Annotated in this window: 11 protein-coding genes; 6 read left to right on the forward strand and 5 right to left on the reverse strand. The window is 55.1% G+C overall.

The window, feature by feature from the left end; genetic code table 11:
• Nucleotides 1-52 precede the first annotated feature (52 nt).
• The 3 genes from HMPREF0576_RS02125 to HMPREF0576_RS02135 all read right to left on the reverse strand — a co-directional run bounded on the left by HMPREF0576_RS02125 (nucleotide 53) and on the right by HMPREF0576_RS02135 (nucleotide 4,479).
• Complete coding sequence (locus HMPREF0576_RS02125; protein WP_004008046.1) at nucleotides 53-316, reverse strand: WhiB family transcriptional regulator; 264 nt, start codon at nucleotides 314-316, stop codon at nucleotides 53-55.
• Nucleotides 317-452: 136 nt separating this feature from the next.
• On the reverse strand, nucleotides 453-3,728 hold the full coding sequence (locus HMPREF0576_RS02130; RefSeq protein ID WP_004010525.1) for an FtsK/SpoIIIE domain-containing protein: 3,276 nt from the start codon (nucleotides 3,726-3,728) through the stop codon (nucleotides 453-455).
• 187 nt (nucleotides 3,729-3,915) lie between these two features.
• On the reverse strand, nucleotides 3,916-4,479 hold the full coding sequence (locus HMPREF0576_RS02135; RefSeq protein ID WP_004010526.1) for a DJ-1/PfpI family protein: 564 nt from the start codon (nucleotides 4,477-4,479) through the stop codon (nucleotides 3,916-3,918).
• Nucleotides 4,480-4,658: 179 nt separating this feature from the next.
• Between HMPREF0576_RS02135 and ligA the strand changes: the two genes are divergently transcribed.
• Nucleotides 4,659-7,058: an NAD-dependent DNA ligase LigA gene (gene ligA / locus HMPREF0576_RS02140; RefSeq protein WP_004010527.1), complete on the forward strand. Its 2,400-nt coding sequence runs from the start codon at nucleotides 4,659-4,661 to the stop codon at nucleotides 7,056-7,058.
• A gap of 123 nt (nucleotides 7,059-7,181) precedes the next feature.
• Here the strand turns inward: ligA and HMPREF0576_RS02145 are convergent, their stop codons facing one another.
• Nucleotides 7,182-8,537, reverse strand: a complete 1,356-nt coding sequence (locus HMPREF0576_RS02145; RefSeq protein WP_004010528.1) for a phospholipase D-like domain-containing protein — start codon at nucleotides 8,535-8,537, stop codon at nucleotides 7,182-7,184.
• 220 nt (nucleotides 8,538-8,757) lie between these two features.
• Between HMPREF0576_RS02145 and gatC the strand changes: the two genes are divergently transcribed.
• From gatC to gatB, 3 genes are read left to right on the forward strand one after another with little or no spacing between them, the layout of a single operon-like run.
• Nucleotides 8,758-9,054 carry an Asp-tRNA(Asn)/Glu-tRNA(Gln) amidotransferase subunit GatC gene (gatC, locus tag HMPREF0576_RS02150; RefSeq protein WP_004008041.1) on the forward strand — a complete coding sequence of 99 codons (297 nt, stop codon included), beginning with the start codon at nucleotides 8,758-8,760 and terminating at the stop codon, nucleotides 9,052-9,054.
• Between the two features lie 2 nt (nucleotides 9,055-9,056).
• Nucleotides 9,057-10,580 (forward strand): Asp-tRNA(Asn)/Glu-tRNA(Gln) amidotransferase subunit GatA, encoded by a 1,524-nt coding sequence (gene gatA, locus HMPREF0576_RS02155; RefSeq protein WP_004010529.1) that lies wholly within the window; start codon nucleotides 9,057-9,059, stop codon nucleotides 10,578-10,580.
• Nucleotides 10,577-12,076 (forward strand): Asp-tRNA(Asn)/Glu-tRNA(Gln) amidotransferase subunit GatB, encoded by a 1,500-nt coding sequence (gatB, locus tag HMPREF0576_RS02160; RefSeq protein ID WP_004008039.1) that lies wholly within the window; start codon nucleotides 10,577-10,579, stop codon nucleotides 12,074-12,076. The genes gatA and gatB overlap by 4 nt, the downstream gene beginning before the upstream one ends.
• A gap of 81 nt (nucleotides 12,077-12,157) precedes the next feature.
• Here gatB and trpB read toward each other — a convergent pair whose 3' ends face one another.
• Nucleotides 12,158-13,390 (reverse strand): tryptophan synthase subunit beta, encoded by a 1,233-nt coding sequence (gene trpB / locus HMPREF0576_RS02165; protein ID WP_004008038.1) that lies wholly within the window; start codon nucleotides 13,388-13,390, stop codon nucleotides 12,158-12,160.
• Between the two features lie 442 nt (nucleotides 13,391-13,832).
• On the opposite strand from trpB, the gene HMPREF0576_RS09075 reads away from it, so the two are divergent.
• Both HMPREF0576_RS09075 and HMPREF0576_RS02175 read left to right on the forward strand, forming a co-directional pair.
• On the forward strand, nucleotides 13,833-14,102 hold the full coding sequence (locus HMPREF0576_RS09075; protein WP_004008037.1) for a hypothetical protein: 270 nt from the start codon (nucleotides 13,833-13,835) through the stop codon (nucleotides 14,100-14,102).
• 135 nt (nucleotides 14,103-14,237) lie between these two features.
• Nucleotides 14,238-15,518, forward strand: a complete 1,281-nt coding sequence (locus tag HMPREF0576_RS02175; protein ID WP_004010530.1) for an AGE family epimerase/isomerase — start codon at nucleotides 14,238-14,240, stop codon at nucleotides 15,516-15,518.
• Nucleotides 15,519-15,805: the final 287 nt, after the last annotated feature.

Here is a 15,805-nt window from a genome sequence, read left to right on the forward strand (position 1 = left end):
GCTCACCACCAGCGGGGTCTTTCTGGGCTTGACACCCCAGAACGGTTAGGAATTAAAGGCTCGAAGCGCGACGCGCGCGGGCATTACGAGCGTTGCGACGCTTCAGAGAACGACGCTCGTCCTCACTGGTGCCACCCCAGACGCCGGCATCCTGGTTGTTATCCAGAGCCCACTTCAGGCAAATGTCTACAACCTGGCAGGTCGCGCACACGGCCTTGGCTTCCTCAATCTGAGCCAGTGCTGGGCCGGTGTTCCCTACCGGGAAGAAAAGCTCAGGATCTACGGTAAGGCAAGCTGCTTGATCGCGCCAGTCCATAATTACTCCTTAGAGTTCGGTGCAAAAGATTAGGTTAGGGATTTGTAAAACTTTTGCGTGGAATAAATTCGACTTAACAAGGGTGACATCATTCCAATGCATTTTCAAGAGATGTAAATCAAGAATCTTCCAAATATCATGTGATATGTGTCACACTACCATCTGGAGTGACCAAAGCTCCCACTTCGGGACCATGCCGATAAAAGGCTGGGAATCCGCCGATAGTCTGGAGTTTTCTAACGTGATCCATCTCGACGTTAAGGTAATTTGCCACCCGGTGTCTAGCCTCGATGGTGTTGCCTAATTGGGTAATCGTAACTTTCCGATTGGCAGAATTTGGTAACGAGAGGGCTAAATTTTCGGACATAATTCCAGGTGAGCGCAATTCTAAGAATGTTAGGTCAAGTTTCAGGCTACTCTCAATAGTCTCCCATAAAACATTCAGCTTTGATATGTTATGTTCAGATTTGGAGACAATGATGAAACTATTCCGATTGATGTGTTCAGGTGCTAAATCTTCTGCCTCGATTAGCTGGTAACCAAGACGACGATATTCGCGTTTCAACTGGGCAACCAGGGGACGTAACTCGGGCAAATCGTCCACCACCCAGTGACGCTGCGCGGCAGAAAGACTCAGCCAATCGCGACGGGATGAGGACCAGCCTAACGTAACTTGCAGCGCGCTGTGGGGCATTTCTCGATGGGAAAATGCTTTCGGAAGGTCCACTAAAACAATTTCTTTATTGCCTGGGGTGTTTGGCGTATTCTCAGGAGAACTCGCGCTCGACTCTGGGTCAGATATTTCGGCCAGACTTTCACACGTGGAGATACCAATTTGTGCGGTGATGCACGCGTTGCCGATTTGCCACACTCCGCGACCTGGTGTGATTACCGCAGGCAAAGACTCACGCAAACGCCCGTGTACTCCGTTTGACTCAACGCCGGCAGAATGCAAATCCACCGTATCTCGTGGACATAACACGAATTTTTCGCCCGCTAAGGCTCCCCAACCGCTATGCCCAGCACTCAAAGGAGCCGTGAACGCCAGTGCATAGCTGCCCGATCCGGTTTCGCTCAGCAATGTTTCCAAGCGCTTTACCCCCTGTCCCGGATAGAGCCGTTCCAGTTCATCAGCCAGCAAATCCGCCCGGTCAATCGCCACCGCGGCTCCTTCTAAACCACGGTTAGCTGCTAAGGACATGAATTGTTCGAGTTTCCACAAGTCCTGCGGAGCAAACACGGTGAGAAAACGTTGGAAAGAACCTGGCGACGGGTCGCTACTGTGCCCACGCCACTGGTTCCAAAACGTTGACGGGTCGGGAGTGATGACTATAGTCGAGCGACTTTGACAGAGCCACATTGTGGTTAGAGTGGTCAGGGCAGTGGTTCGTCCGCTGCCGGGATTTCCAAAAATACCCAGGCTAGATTGCGGAAAACGCCAGGTTTGTCGAGCCTGGTGGGGAAAGTCCAGCAGGGCGAAACTCTGCGGGGGGCACGGCACCACTAGGGGTAAATCGGGGCACCAGATTTCTGGCAAAGGTGCGTTTCCGTGGCATTTCTCCCATGCCTGGCAAACCTGTTCCACGCAATGGCGTACCCAGTCGGCTTTCCCGCACCAGGCGGCCTGCGCCACACCGGAAGTGAGTCCTTCCCAATACAGACGACCCGGAATGTGCGGGAGACTCGCCGCCCGCGTATCGCTGAGTATCTCGGTGGAGTCTTGGGGTGAACGAACCCGCAAAGCTATTCGCAGATTGGTATTAGCCAAAATTTGACCGTTAACTACTCCACCGGGCTTTTGCGTAGCCAAAATCAAGTGCAGCCCCAACGAGCGCCCATGCGTCGCCAGGCGAATTAAATTTTCCAAAGTCTCGGGATGATCCGTGGCTAGTGCGCGAAATTCGTCCACTACGATGAGCACCCTGGGCAGCCGTTGTCCCGTGAGCTGATGATAGTGCTCTAGGTCGCGGGCTTTGACCTGAGATAGAACCGTCTCGCGCTGTTTCAGGAATGCCTCCAGGGAAGCTAGGGCACGAGAAGTGAGCTGGGGCGTCAAGTCGGTCAGCACACCGTGAGTGTGGGGCAGGGCGCCCAACGCCGCAAAAGCCGCCCCGCCCTTGTAATCAAGCAAAATAAACCGTAAGTCGCGAGGAGAATAGTGCAAAGCCAATGCCAGCAACCAGGTGGTCAACAGCTCGGACTTTCCTGCCCCTGTCGTGCCCGCCACCAGTGCGTGTGGTCCTTCTTTTACCAAATCAACCGCCCAGGGACGTTCTGCGGTGCTCACCCCGAGCTGGGCGCACAAGCCTGGGGGAGGCGCCTGCCAGTTACGGGCAATAGTCTCGGGACTGGTGTGTCCCCACTGGGTGACATCTACCAGGTCGGGCAATGTCTCGGTGGGAGGCATGGCAGTCAGGCTAAGACGCTGCGGATTTTCTCCCAGTGCGTCCATAAGAGAGCTAAACCAGGTGGCGGTGATAGCGAGGCGGTGCGGGTGCGTGGCGAGGATACGTTGCGCCCACGGTGGAGGCATCTCGGCACAGATGGTTATCCCGACTTCGTCCCTCTCCAAATGTGGGGTCTCGCTGGGGTCAAATACGCGAATCGTCAGGGTTCGGGGTGCGGATTTTTCTGATTCTTCACGCGGTTTGAGTCCTCGCCACGGGTCGGGATTATTTGCGCTGAGCCGAGCTTGCCCAAACAGGATAGCTTGGGCGATGACCCACCGGGCCTGATCGGCGCCTTGTGTTCCGGTGAAACACAGTGTTTCTCCCGGTTGAATCTGCAGGATTCTGCGGTGGAGTTTCCGACCCGTAAACACACGAATCTCACTGACTTTTTGCGAAGGCACCGCCAGGGGAGTGGCGGCGGCGAGCCAGAGCTTGTCCGGAGTCGGTACCGCCAGTGCTTGCCGGATGAACACCATCAGGGCTATCGTGCCGGCAATGCCCACAATCACCAGCAGGCGCCATCCTAGGAAAGCCCCTAATCCCAGCATGAGTAGCAGCGGTAGGAACATGAATAAAGCAGCTCGTCCTGCAAACTGTCGTGGAGCTGGGGGTGGAACCAACCGAAGGTCGGACGGACGGCGACTCAGGCGCAGTGTGGTGGTACCAAGTTTGAGTTGTGTGCCGGGCTTGAGATGGCAGACGCGACGTATCTGATGCGACCAGGGACGAGTTTTCCACACCTTGTACACAGGGGTAGAACCGGGGAACGGCAAGGCGCGCAAAGAGTTTTTTGAAGTTTCCAGATGCAGATTTTGACGCGAGATTTGCGGATCGCTCAATCCGCTCAATCTGCCAAATATCCCTGGAATCGCGGGTAAAGCTTGACCTGTGTCGGGTCCTTTAGTGACGACCCAGAGCAGCGGAGAAGCTAGAGCTGCCCGGGGCTGCAAAAAATGTTCCATACCCTCAAGCTAGAGAGTTCAGCCAATTTTCGCAAACGGTTATCCACAGCCTGTTGATAACCTAGGAGGAGAACTTGTTGATAACTCCCATCAAGATGCATCAAGCCACGTCAAACCGCTCCAGGGCACAAGTTTAGCCTGGAAAATTAGGACAAACCTCCTGCCGGAGGAATCAATACCAAGAAAATTAGTGAGTTTGGTAGCAGATCTGGGCAGCGACCTGTTGCGCCTGCGACTCATCACGGAGCAAAGCAATAATTTCCAAGGCAAAGTCAATGGAAGCCCCGAGTGCCCGCGCGGTGATGACCCGACCATCGTGAATCAAGCCGGTATCGGTATAATCGGCAGACCCCAAGCCGTCTTGGAAACCGGGATAAACCGTAGCTTTATGTTCATCGAGCAGTCCCAGTGCCCCCAATACCGTAGGTCCGGCGCATACTGCTGCCAGATTTTCCTGATGAGAACGCAAAATCTGGGACAGTTTGTTTGACGCTTTGAGGTTATCTACCCCGAGCTTGCCTCCGGGGATAACCAGGACTTTTTCGTCGCTGGGAGCGTAGCTATTGAGGTGTACATCGCAAATCAAAGGAACCTGGTGTGAGCTCACGATGGTTCGCGCCTTCTCATCAGTTCCGGTGGCGTCGTTCACTGCCACCGTTTGAATCTCGATTCCCTCGCGGCGCAACAAATCTACGACCAACAGAGCTTCGCATTCTTCAACACCATTAGCAATAAAAATACTTGCTTCCATCTCGTCTCCTTAATCATTTGATTCAATTTCGTTCCCAGTTTACAAGGGGGCGCGTTAATTTGAGACACCAGGAGCCCCATAAGTTCCACCGCAAGTTGCCAGAGAACGGAGTATTTACCGGAAAGTTCCGGGTACTCCAAGGTTCAGATTTTGTGTTTCCGGGTTGGTCTTAAGATGGAATGGTGAAGAAAAAAACCTCCATCCCTGAGTCTGCTTTAGCCCAGCACGCTGACCTGGTCGACCAAATCGAAGCGGCACGCACGGATTACTATGACCAAACTCCCGAGACTGGGGTGACTCGGTTGAGTGACGCGGAATACGACGCCTTGTTCGTGCAGCTGCAGTTGCTGGAAGCGGCTTATCCTGATTTGGTGACCCCGGACTCGCCGACACAAACGGTCGGGGGGAGCGGAGAGACCGCGAACACGGAAGGGTTCCCCCCACATCACCACCTGTGCCAGATGGGTTCCATCGACGATGTGTTTTCTTACGCGGAAGTTGATGCGTGGTGGGCGCGAGTGGAAAAAAGCCTGGAAGGTCAGGATTTTTCTGTTTCTGCAGAGGTAAAGGTAGACGGGCTGGCTATGAGTTTGACCTACCTTCACGGCACGCTCGCGGTCGGGGCTACACGCGGGGATGGCTTTACCGGTGAGGACGTAACTGAAAACGTGAAGACCATCGCGACTGTGCCGGTGCGCCTGAGCGGTGAAAACGTGCCGGAACTGGTGGAAATTCGCGGGGAAGTGTATCTGCCGCTGGCGGATTTCGCCGCTATGAATGCGACCCGCGAACGTGACGGGGAAAAGTTGTTTGCTAATCCGCGTAACGCAGCCACCGGCTCTTTGAAACAAAAAGATCCCGTCCAGGCGGCAAAACGTCCCCTCGCATTTTTAGCCCACGGGGTCGGGGAAGTGCGTTGGGCTGACCCCGGTGCGGCGGCACACCTGGAGACCCAAGAGGACTTTTATGAGCTGTTGGAATCATGGGGTTTGCATTCCGTGCGGGAAACCCCCGCCAGTCTGGGGCTGTCCCTAGCGGGAATACATTCCCTGGCTGAGATACACACGGTCTTAGACCAGATGACGGCGCATCGCCACGATTTCGCCCATCAGATTGACGGCGTGGTGCTAAAAGTTGACAGTTTTGCACAGCGTGACGCCCTGGGTTCGACAGCACGAGCACCGCGCTGGGCGTGTGCCTACAAGTTTCCGCCTGAGGAAGTTCACACCCGCTTGCTCGGTATCGAGGTGCAGGTGGGACGCACCGGGCGGGTAACGCCTTTCGGGGTGATGGAGCGGGTCCTGGTTGATGGTTCCTACGTTTCGCGTGCCACTTTGCACAATGCCAAAGAAGTCGCCCGGAAAGACGTGCGTCCCGGCGACACTGTCGTGCTGCGCAAAGCAGGAGACATCATTCCCGAAATTTTAGGACCAGTAATGTCCCTTCGACCAGCGGGTTTGCCCGAGTGGGTGATGCCAGACACCTGCCCTTCTTGCGGAACCGAACTCGGTGCGCAAAAGGAAGGTGACATTGACTTACGCTGCCCTAATCAGTCGGGATGTCCGGCACAAATCACCGAGAGACTCATACACGTAGGCTCACGCAACGCCTTGGATATTGAAGGTCTGGGAGAGGAAGGTGCCTTGGCGCTGACTCAGCCAGAGTTTGGGCGCGGTGACGTGGCAGCTGCTCTCGCGGCGGGAGGGCACTGTGAGTTAGAGGACGGAACCATTGTCGCCGTTCCCTCCGGGGAACCGCGCAGCCTAGAGGCCATCGAAGACCTCTTACCGCCCCCTCAGTCCCCGGTCATGACTTCGGAGGCAGGCTTGTTTGCCTTGCAACCTGAGGACTTGCGCGACGTGATGGTATGGCGTGAGATTCCGGGTACTGGCGGTCGAGATTGGCAACAGGTTAGGTTCTTTTGGGCGAAGCCGCGACCCTTGCCGAAAGCTGCTCAGGAAGCCACCGGGCAACGTTTCGGACCTCCTGTGGCGGGGAAAGTCGTGCAGACATTTTTTGAACAGCTGCAAGCCGCGAAGTCCAAAGAGCTGTGGCGGGTTTTGGTGGCGCTATCCATTCGACATCTGGGTCCGGTCGCGGCACGGACCATAGCCCGCCAGTTTGTCACGATGTCTGCTTTGCGAGTCGCTAGTGCCGAACAATTGGGCGAGGCTGAAGGAATCGGGGAGGTCATAGCTGCCTCCATTCGGGACTGGTTCACAGTCCCGTGGCATCAAGAAATCGTGGATGCTTGGGAAGCTGCGGGAGTTGGAGCCGTCAGTAAAGCGGAGGGGGCGAGCGAAGCATCTCTGGCTGGAGACACCAACCTAGCGCCCACCCTAGAAGGTCTGACCGTGGTCATTACCGGGAACATTCCCGGCTACACTCGTGAATCAGCTCAGTTGGCGGTAGAAGCCCGCGGGGGGAAAGCGACCGGTTCAGTATCGAAAAAAACCGACTTGGTTGTGGCTGGCGCCGGCGCGGGGTCAAAGCTATCCAAAGCCCAAGCGTTAGGCATCCCGGTTATTGAATCTGCTGGCTTCGAAGCCCTGCTGGAAAAGGGCATCTCCGGAGCCTAATCCGGTGCGTCACATGGCGGCAGTCCGGGCTGTACTGCGGACAAACTACTCCTGGGGGCGGAGACAAACCGGGGGTAGCTCCTGAAGGCGCAGTTGCGCGATCCGAGATTCCGAAACTTAGCTCTACAAAACTGAACCTAGCGGGCGCAACAGACGCTCAATGACTCGATTAACTACGGGGCGCTCCTCCCACTGATCCAGGGTGAGCTGTCGAGCGTTGGTCAGGTCGTTGAGAAACACTTGTTCCATTTGATTGGCCAGGTCGGTGGAAAAAATCTCCATATTAATTTCGTAGTTTCCGGTCATGGACAAACGGTCGATGTTTGCCGTTCCAATCGTGGTCCAGCATCCGTCGGCGGTGGCGGTCTTGGCGTGAACCATAGCCTCTTTGTAAAGCCAGATTTCAATCCCGGCCTCCAGCATCGGGGAATAGTATGAGCGTGCCACCCAGTCAGCCGCGATATGGTTTGAAGTTTCCGGCATCAGCACTTTAATATCCACACCGCGCCACGCCGCCGCGATGAGCTCGTCCAAAATATCCTGGTCGGGAATGAAATAAGCCTGAGTAATCCAAAATCGCTTTCGAGCCTTGTTTAACGCTTTGATGTACAGACCGCGGACGGGAAACAACAGGCGGTTTGGTTCGTTACGAGCCACTTCGATTTCAGGGCTCCACTGCCGGGGAAGAAATTGAGGCAACTGGGGCAGATTCCGGGTTTTGTGAGCATTCCAAAAGTCGGTGAAGGCGTCGGTCAGCTCCCATACTGACGGACCGGTCAGGCGCAGGTGCGTATCACGCCATTGGGTCGCATAGAGTGAACCAATGTTGTATCCGCCAATGAAGCCAATCTTGTTGTCAACGGTGAGGATTTTACGGTGGTCACGCCCGGTGGAACGCAGAGAGAGAAAGAACGAACGGAACAATCCAAAACGTAACACGTGCAGGTGGCGCAGGTGAGGGAAGCGAGTCATAGCGGGGGGCACATTGATATTGCCGAAAGCATCCCAAATAATGAAGACCTCAACCCCGCGCTTTGCCGCGGCAATCAAAGCTTCTTTGAACAAATGTCCGATTTCATCATTTTTCCAGATGAAAGTTTCAAAGAACACGTGAGATTGCGCCGAACGGATAGCTTCTAGCATCGCGGTGTACACCTCAATCCCGGAGGTGTACACCTGCATTTTGTCTGCAGCAAAGCGAATTTCAGGCAACTGGGTTACCGGGAACGGCTTGACCGGGGACTGACGCCAGGTTCGCAGGGTATCAATGGCGACTGTAATCACCCCGGCAACGAATTCAAACAGCAGGAATCCACCAAAAATTCGTGCCATTACCCTGGGGAGCTGCTGCGGTGTCTGCACCGCTAGTTCCGATAGCCGGTTAAAGAAACGGGCGATTTGGCGGAACACTTCACCGCGGGGTTCAGGGCTGTAATGATTACGCAGATTGCTATGCGGGTCCCCTACTCTTTTGCCCATGTTTGTATTCCTTTCCTGTTACCAGTGTAATGGACAGAATCCCAGTGTTCCCAGCGCAGAAGCGTACACGGTTAAAACCACGGTAGCTTTCCCGGTTTCCTGGTAGCGCACCCGATTTCCATGTCCAGTTTCGTCGTCTCGGGTAGGGCGAAATGAAGCGTTGCGACCTTAGACCGCAAGGGTTAACCGCCACGCCCGGATTTTCGCTAGACTCAGTAATATGTCGACTATTGATGCTGATGAAGTGAGGCGCGTCGCTGGCTTGGCCCGAATTGCGCTGACTGACGAAGAAATCCAAAAATTCGCCGCTGAATTGGATGTAATTACCCAGGCAGTAGCGAAAGTAAATGAGGTGGCGAAACCGGATATTCCGGCGACTTCGCACCCGATTCCGCTCACAAACGTGTGGCGTGAGGATGTAGTGGGAGAATGTCTCGATCATGATGAGGTGCTCCAGGCCGCCCCGCAGCCAGACCGTGGCATGTTTGGCGTGCCCAAGATTATCGGGGAGGAGTAACTATGAGTAACGCAGAACTTTACCTGTTGTCTGCCCATGAGCTGGCCGCGAAGCTGGTGGCTAAAGAAGTCACCAGCGAAGAACTGGTGCGCATATTTGCGGAACGTATTGAACACCTTGAGAAAGATGTCCACGCTTTCCTGTTTGTCGACGTGGAAGGGGCGTTACAAACCGCTAAACAGGTTGACGCAGACCGTGCTGCTGGCAAGAAACTGCATCCTTTTGCGGGCGTGCCAATCGCGATTAAAGACAATATGGTGCAGCGGGGTAAACCCACCACCTGCGCGTCAAAAATCCTGGAAGGCTGGCTGCCACCTTATGACGCCACCATCGTGCTCAAGCTCCAGGAGGCAGGACTGCCCATCCTGGGCAAGACCAACATGGATGAGTTCGCTATGGGTTCCTCTACTGAGCACTCGGCTTTCGGTCCGACCCGCAACCCGTGGGATTTGGCACGGATTCCCGGTGGATCTGGCGGTGGTTCGGCGGCGGCAGTGGCAGCATTCATGGTGCCGTGGGCGCTGGGGTCAGACACGGGCGGTTCCATCCGCCAGCCCGGAGCTGTTACCGGAACTGTAGGCGCGAAACCGACTTACGGGGCAGTGTCTCGCTACGGGCTGATTGCGATGGGATCCTCCCTGGATCAGATTGGTCCGGTCACCCGTGATGTTCGCGACGCGGCGGCGTTACAGATGATTATCGGGGGGCATGATCCGCTGGATTCCACTTCTTTGGATGAACCGGTGCCGGATATTACCGGGGCATTGGCGAAAATCGGCACGGACGCTACGGGGCTGCGCGTCGGGGTCGTCAAGCAGCTGCAAGGCGAGGGCTATCAGGCTGGGGTGTTGCAGCGTTTCCAGCAGGCTGTGGAGCGTCTGCAAGAGGCGGGGGCGAACGTTGTCGAAGTGGATTGCCCATCCTTTGAGTACGCTTTGGCAGCCTACTACCTGATTATGCCGGCAGAAGTTTCGTCCAACCTGGCGCGATTCGATGGGGTGCGCTACGGTCTGCGAGTGTTGCCGCAGGAAGGCGAGGTCACCACGGAACGGATGATGGCAGCGACTCGTGAGGCGGGCTTTGGGGACGAAGTGAAACGCCGCATTATCTTGGGAACCCACGTGTTGTCGGCGGGCTATTACGATGCCTACTACGGTTCGGCGCAAAAGGTGCGAACCCTCCTGCAACGGGATTTGGCAGCAGCCTTTGAACAGTGCGATGTGCTGCTCACCCCCACCGCTCCGACTACCGCTTTCAAGTTTGGCGACAAGCTCGATGACCCGATGAGTATGTACCTCAACGATGTAGCGACAATTCCTGCCAATATGGCTGGTATTCCCGGGATTTCGGTTCCTGCCGGGGTGGCTCCGGAAGATGGCTTGCCCGTAGGCGTGCAGATTCTGGCCCCCGCTCGTGGGGACGTCACCATGTATGAGGTGGCAGCCCGTATGGAAGCTCAGCTGGCAAAGTCGAGTGAGCCAATGCCGCCCTGCCCGGCTGCGGCGTGGAAGGAGGGCGCAAAATGAGCGACAAATTGATGAGTTACGAAAAGGCTACCGAACGTTTCGATCCCGTTTTGGGACTGGAGGTTCACGTTGAGCTGGGTACGAAGACCAAGATGTTCGACGCGGCTCCCAACGCTTTCGGGGGCGAACCAAACACGTATATCACTCCGGTTTCCCTGGGATTGCCGGGATGTCTGCCGGTGGTAAATAAGCGAGCCGTAGAGTACGCGATTCGGATTGGCTTGGCGCTGAACTGTCAAATTGCTGAGTACTGCCGGTTTGCCCGGAAAAACTATTTCTATCCCGACCTGACCAAGGCATTCCAGACCTCTCAGTACGATGAGCCAATCTGTTATGACGGCTGGCTCGATGTCGAGTTGGAGGACGGTACCGTGTACCGCGTGGAGATTGAGCGTGCCCACATGGAGGAGGACGCGGGCAAGAACACGCATATCGGCGGTGAAGACGGTCGTATCCAAGGGGCAGATCACTCCTTGGTGGATTACAACCGCGCGGGAGTGCCGCTGGTGGAAATTGTCACCAAACCCATCACCGGGACTGGCGACCGCGCCCCTGAGGTTGCTGCCGCCTATGTGCGTACCTTGCGGGACATTTTCCGCGCTATCGGGGTTAGTGAAGCTCGGATGGAGCGTGGCAATGTGCGCGCTGACGTGAACGTGTCCTTGCGGGACAATCCAGAGGACCCGATGGGGACTCGCACGGAAACCAAGAATGTCAACTCCTTTAGGGGCATCGAGAAAACCGTGCGTTACGAGATGCGTCGCCAGGCGGCAATCCTCGCGGAAGGCGGCAAAATTGTCCAGGAAACTCGCCACTATCATGCGGCGGACGGGACAACTTCTTCGGGGCGCGAGAAATCCGACGCTGAGGATTACCGTTACTTCCCTGAACCAGACCTGGTGCCTGTAGCGCCGAGTCGGGAATGGGTGGAGGAAATCCGCAAGAGTCTGCCCGAACTTCCTGCCGTGAGACGCAAGCGTCTGCAGGGCGTATGGGGATTCACCGACATCGAAATGCGCGACATCGTCAACGCCGGGGCGGTGGACCTCATTGAGGAGACAGTTTCAGCTGGAACCGATGCGGGCGGGGCTCGCAAGTGGTGGATGGGTGAAATCGCGCGCTTAGCGAAGGGCGAGGAAAAAGACCTGGAAGAAATGGCGATTACTCCCGCCCAGGTGGCTGAACTGCAGCACTTGGTTGAAGACGGCAAGATTAATGACAAGTTGGCGAAACAGGTTATCGCCGGAGTTCTGGCTGGTGAGGGTAATCCTGGAGAGGTCGTGAAGGCGCGTGGCTTGGAGGTCGTTTCTGACACGGGTGCGCTGGAAACGGCTGTAAAGCAGGCAATCGCGGATAACCCAGATGTCGTCGCCAAGATTAAAGGCGGCAAGATGGCGGCTATCGGCGCCTTGATGGGGCCAATCATGAAAGCTACCCGTGGTCAAGCTGATGCGGGCACAGTTAAGTCCCTGATCATGAAGGAACTCGGGCTATAGGATTCCCTGAGCTCCCTCTTAAATGTTTTGTTCCCGAACCAAATGGTCCGGGAACAAAACATTTAAAGCCTACTTTTGAGTCTATTTGACGTAGTCTTCGCCTGTTCCGTAGTGTTCAATAACGAAATCCAAGTCCTTATCACCGCGACCCGACAGGTTGACCAGGATGGATCCGGGCTTGCCTTTGCGGGCTTCCTTGATGGCGTAAGCCAAAGCGTGAGAGCTTTCGATGGCGGGGATGATGCCTTCTAAGCGCGAGAGCAAGAACAGGGCTTCAATTGCTTCTTCATCGCGAATGGTTACGTAATTGACGCGTTCCATGTCGTGCAGCAGGGAATGCTCAGGACCGACCGAGGGATAGTCCAGACCGGACGCATTGGAATAGACCGGGGCGGGATTGCCCTTTTCGTCCGAGAGCATAATCGAGTTGAAGCCGTGCATCACACCTTCACCGCCGTAGGTAAGGGTGGCCGCGTGATCGCCCAAAGCTGTGCCCCGTCCTTGTGGCTCGACCCCATAAATCTCGACCGGGTCAGCCAGGAAAGGCACAAACAAACCAATCGCGTTGGAGCCGCCCCCTACGCAAGCCATGATTTTGTCCGGCAGGTGACCGGTCTGCTCCAAGAATTGGGCACGTGCCTCCACGCCGACAACCTCTTGGAAATCTCTGACCATGACCGGGAACGGATGCGGACCAGCAGCCGTGCCGATGCAATAGATGGCGTCGTGATATTCCTCGGAATACGCCATGAAGGCGGCATCCACGGCCTCTTTGAGCGTTTTCAGGCCGAAGCTAACGGGGATAACACGCGCCCCCAGCACCTTCATGCGCGCCACGTTCGGGGCCTCCTTGGCGATGTCGACTTCGCCCATATAGATGTCGCACTCCAAGCCGAAATAGGCGGCGGCGGTGGCGAGAGCTACACCGTGCTGACCTGCTCCAGTTTCCGCGATGAGCTTCTTTTTACCCATGTATTTCGCCAACAGACCTTCACCCATGCAGTGATTGAGCTTGTGCGCTCCGGTATGGTTCAAGTCCTCGCGCTTCAAATAAATCTGGGTGCGACCCAGTTTCTGGCTCAGACGCTGGCAGTGGTACACCGGAGTGGGGCGACCTTGGAAGTCCTTGCGGATGCGGCGCAGTTCGGCAATAAACTGAGCAGACTGTGCAATTGTCTGGTAGGCCTCGGCGTACTGGTCAAAGGCTTTGACCAGCTCGGGGTCCTGCAGGTAGTTGCCACCGTATTTGCCGAAGTATCCCTTTTCGTCGGGGTATTCTTTGAGATAGTTGTCAAAATCGCGATATTTGTTCATTTTTTCCTCCTATGTTTTCGCAATTTCGTACTGATGCCGATTTGGTTCGAGTCCGAACCGTTCACCAGTTAAGTTACGCAGATTTTCTCCCAAAGTACAGGCGTGTTCACTATTCGAGCAGATTCGTATCAAATACTGAAGTAGTGTCTGTTAGTGCTGGTCAAGTGTGATTTGTTGAGCTAGGTCGTTTGCTGACGGGAGCCGGCTTTAGGCTACACCTGCTTTGCGTAATCGACTCGAATTAGAATCGCCAATGTTATTTAAAAATATCTCTATATGCTTTTTGATATACGCAATTAGCGCGTTTCTTTATATTTTCAAGCCTCTGACCTGGGGAAACGTGAGATTTTAGAGTCAGGGTTTACAGGGGTGAAAAAATAGTTGACAGTCGTAATTAAGAACTTATTCGTTTACAGATACTTATCTCGAAAGGAAAGAAGCCATGAGTACTCAACCAGTAGTTAGCGATTGCGCCGTATCCGATTGCTCATACAACCACGATGGCTGCCAAGCCACCGCCATGACTATGGGCACCAAGGGCTGCTCAACCTTTATTGCCTTGCCTGAGGTCGGCGGTCTCGGAAAGCAAGCGGCAGTCGGTGCTTGCCAAAAATCCGATTGCAGCTTTAACGAGCACCTGGAATGCCAGGCGTCTGCCGTCAAAGTTGGCGGAAAGACCGGCGAGTGCCTCACCTATCACCAGGCTGCCTAGATTCATCCCGGATAATTCCATAAACCTGTGTGTGCGAACAGACTTTGGTTCGCACACACAGCTGTATTTAGTCTGATTATTTTCAATCTCTGGTATTCCCCGTAAGGCAGGCGAGGCTCCATTAGAATTTCAGTCATGTGCAAAATCCTTGATTTGCCTTCTTTAGCTGCGCGTGAGCTTCTTTCTTTGTGTGAGTTCGGCATGAGGTCACAAGTGCCTGCCGGATTTGGTTACCTTGGTCCCGAAGGGGCAGTCATGCCCGAGATGGGTGCCCAGCTATGGATTAATTGCCGCATGACGCATATGTTTTCGCTTTTTGCCCTCGCAGGAATCCATCCTGAACGATCCCGCGAACTAGCGATTCATGGCATTCACTCCCTGCGCACTCACTTTGTGGACCATGAATACGGCGGTTGGTTTTCGTGGATTGAGACTGAACTTGATGCGTCTGGGCAGCCTCGTCCCAATCTTGAAAAAGGTCCCCGTAAAGAGGCTTACGCTCATGCGTTCGTAATTCTTGCTGCCAGCTCTGCTACCGTTGCGGAAATTCCAGGGGCACGCGAACTTTTAGACGAAGCCAGACGTATCCAGGATGCCTACTGGTGGGACAAAGCAGCGGGGAGGGTCCGAGAATCCTACGCTCGGGACTGGACAGATTTGGAGAACTACCGCGGTGCAAACGCGAATATGCACACTTTGGAGTCGTGCTTGGCAGCTTTTGATGCCACTGCAGACACCGAATACCTGCGCCGTGGGGCATCTATTGCCACGAAAATTATTAATGATTCAGCGAGGGAATATGACTGGAAAGTTCCCGAGCATTACACCGGTAGCTGGCGTATAGACCTCGATTACAACCGTGACAGACCGACTGATCCCTTCCGCCCGTGGGGAGCTACGCCGGGGCATGGTTTTGAATGGGTACGCCTGATTTTGCAGCTCCAAGGTGCGGTCGAGGCTGCGGGATTAAATTTGAAATTGGAATGGGTTCACGAGGCCGCTGCGGGACTTTACCGTAGTGCTCTGGCTGCGTGGGGGACCGACGACGCTGCGGGAATTCCCTATACGACGGATTTCGAGGGTCGTCCCGTCTCATCCCAGCGGATGCACTGGGTCATATGTGAAGCGCTTGGGGCCAGCCTGGTGACAGCGAAGTGCTTCACCCGGTGGGCGGGGCAGGGCAGTGCGGATTTGGTGATTACCGCTGACAAATGGGTGGAACGTTTCAGCGAATACGCCCAAAGTAGCCTGATTGAATCCCCCGGTCGGTGGTGCCACGAACTAGACGGACATAACCGGCCCGCGGCGCTGACTTGGTCGGGTAAACCGGATATTTATCACGCCGGACAGGCTATGTTTTTGGTGAACTTACCGGTGCAACCGGGATTTGCTGCGGCATTGAAAAAGACAAAGTAGGCTGAAAATCGGGAATCAATTGCAGTTTTGGCGGCGTCATTCCCTCCGGTAGGCTGCAACGGCTTTTGCAAATCTATCTGTTCGGCAAGTCGGGTATCAAGGCAAAATTAGTGCTATACCTGACAAATCTAATGGTATGTTATTTCGCGACACGCCCGAAATGCACGAAAAAGGACCCTCGATTTGCATCTGCAAAAACCCGCGTGTATAGTTTTATCTGTTGCCCACTTTTGAGGTGAGCAACGCCCCGATTGTTGATATCCTGGTGAAAACTGGGGTGGATCGGT

The organism is Mobiluncus holmesii ATCC 35242, assembly GCF_000185445.1.
Classification (GTDB): Bacteria; Actinomycetota; Actinomycetes; order Actinomycetales; family Actinomycetaceae; genus Mobiluncus; species Mobiluncus curtisii.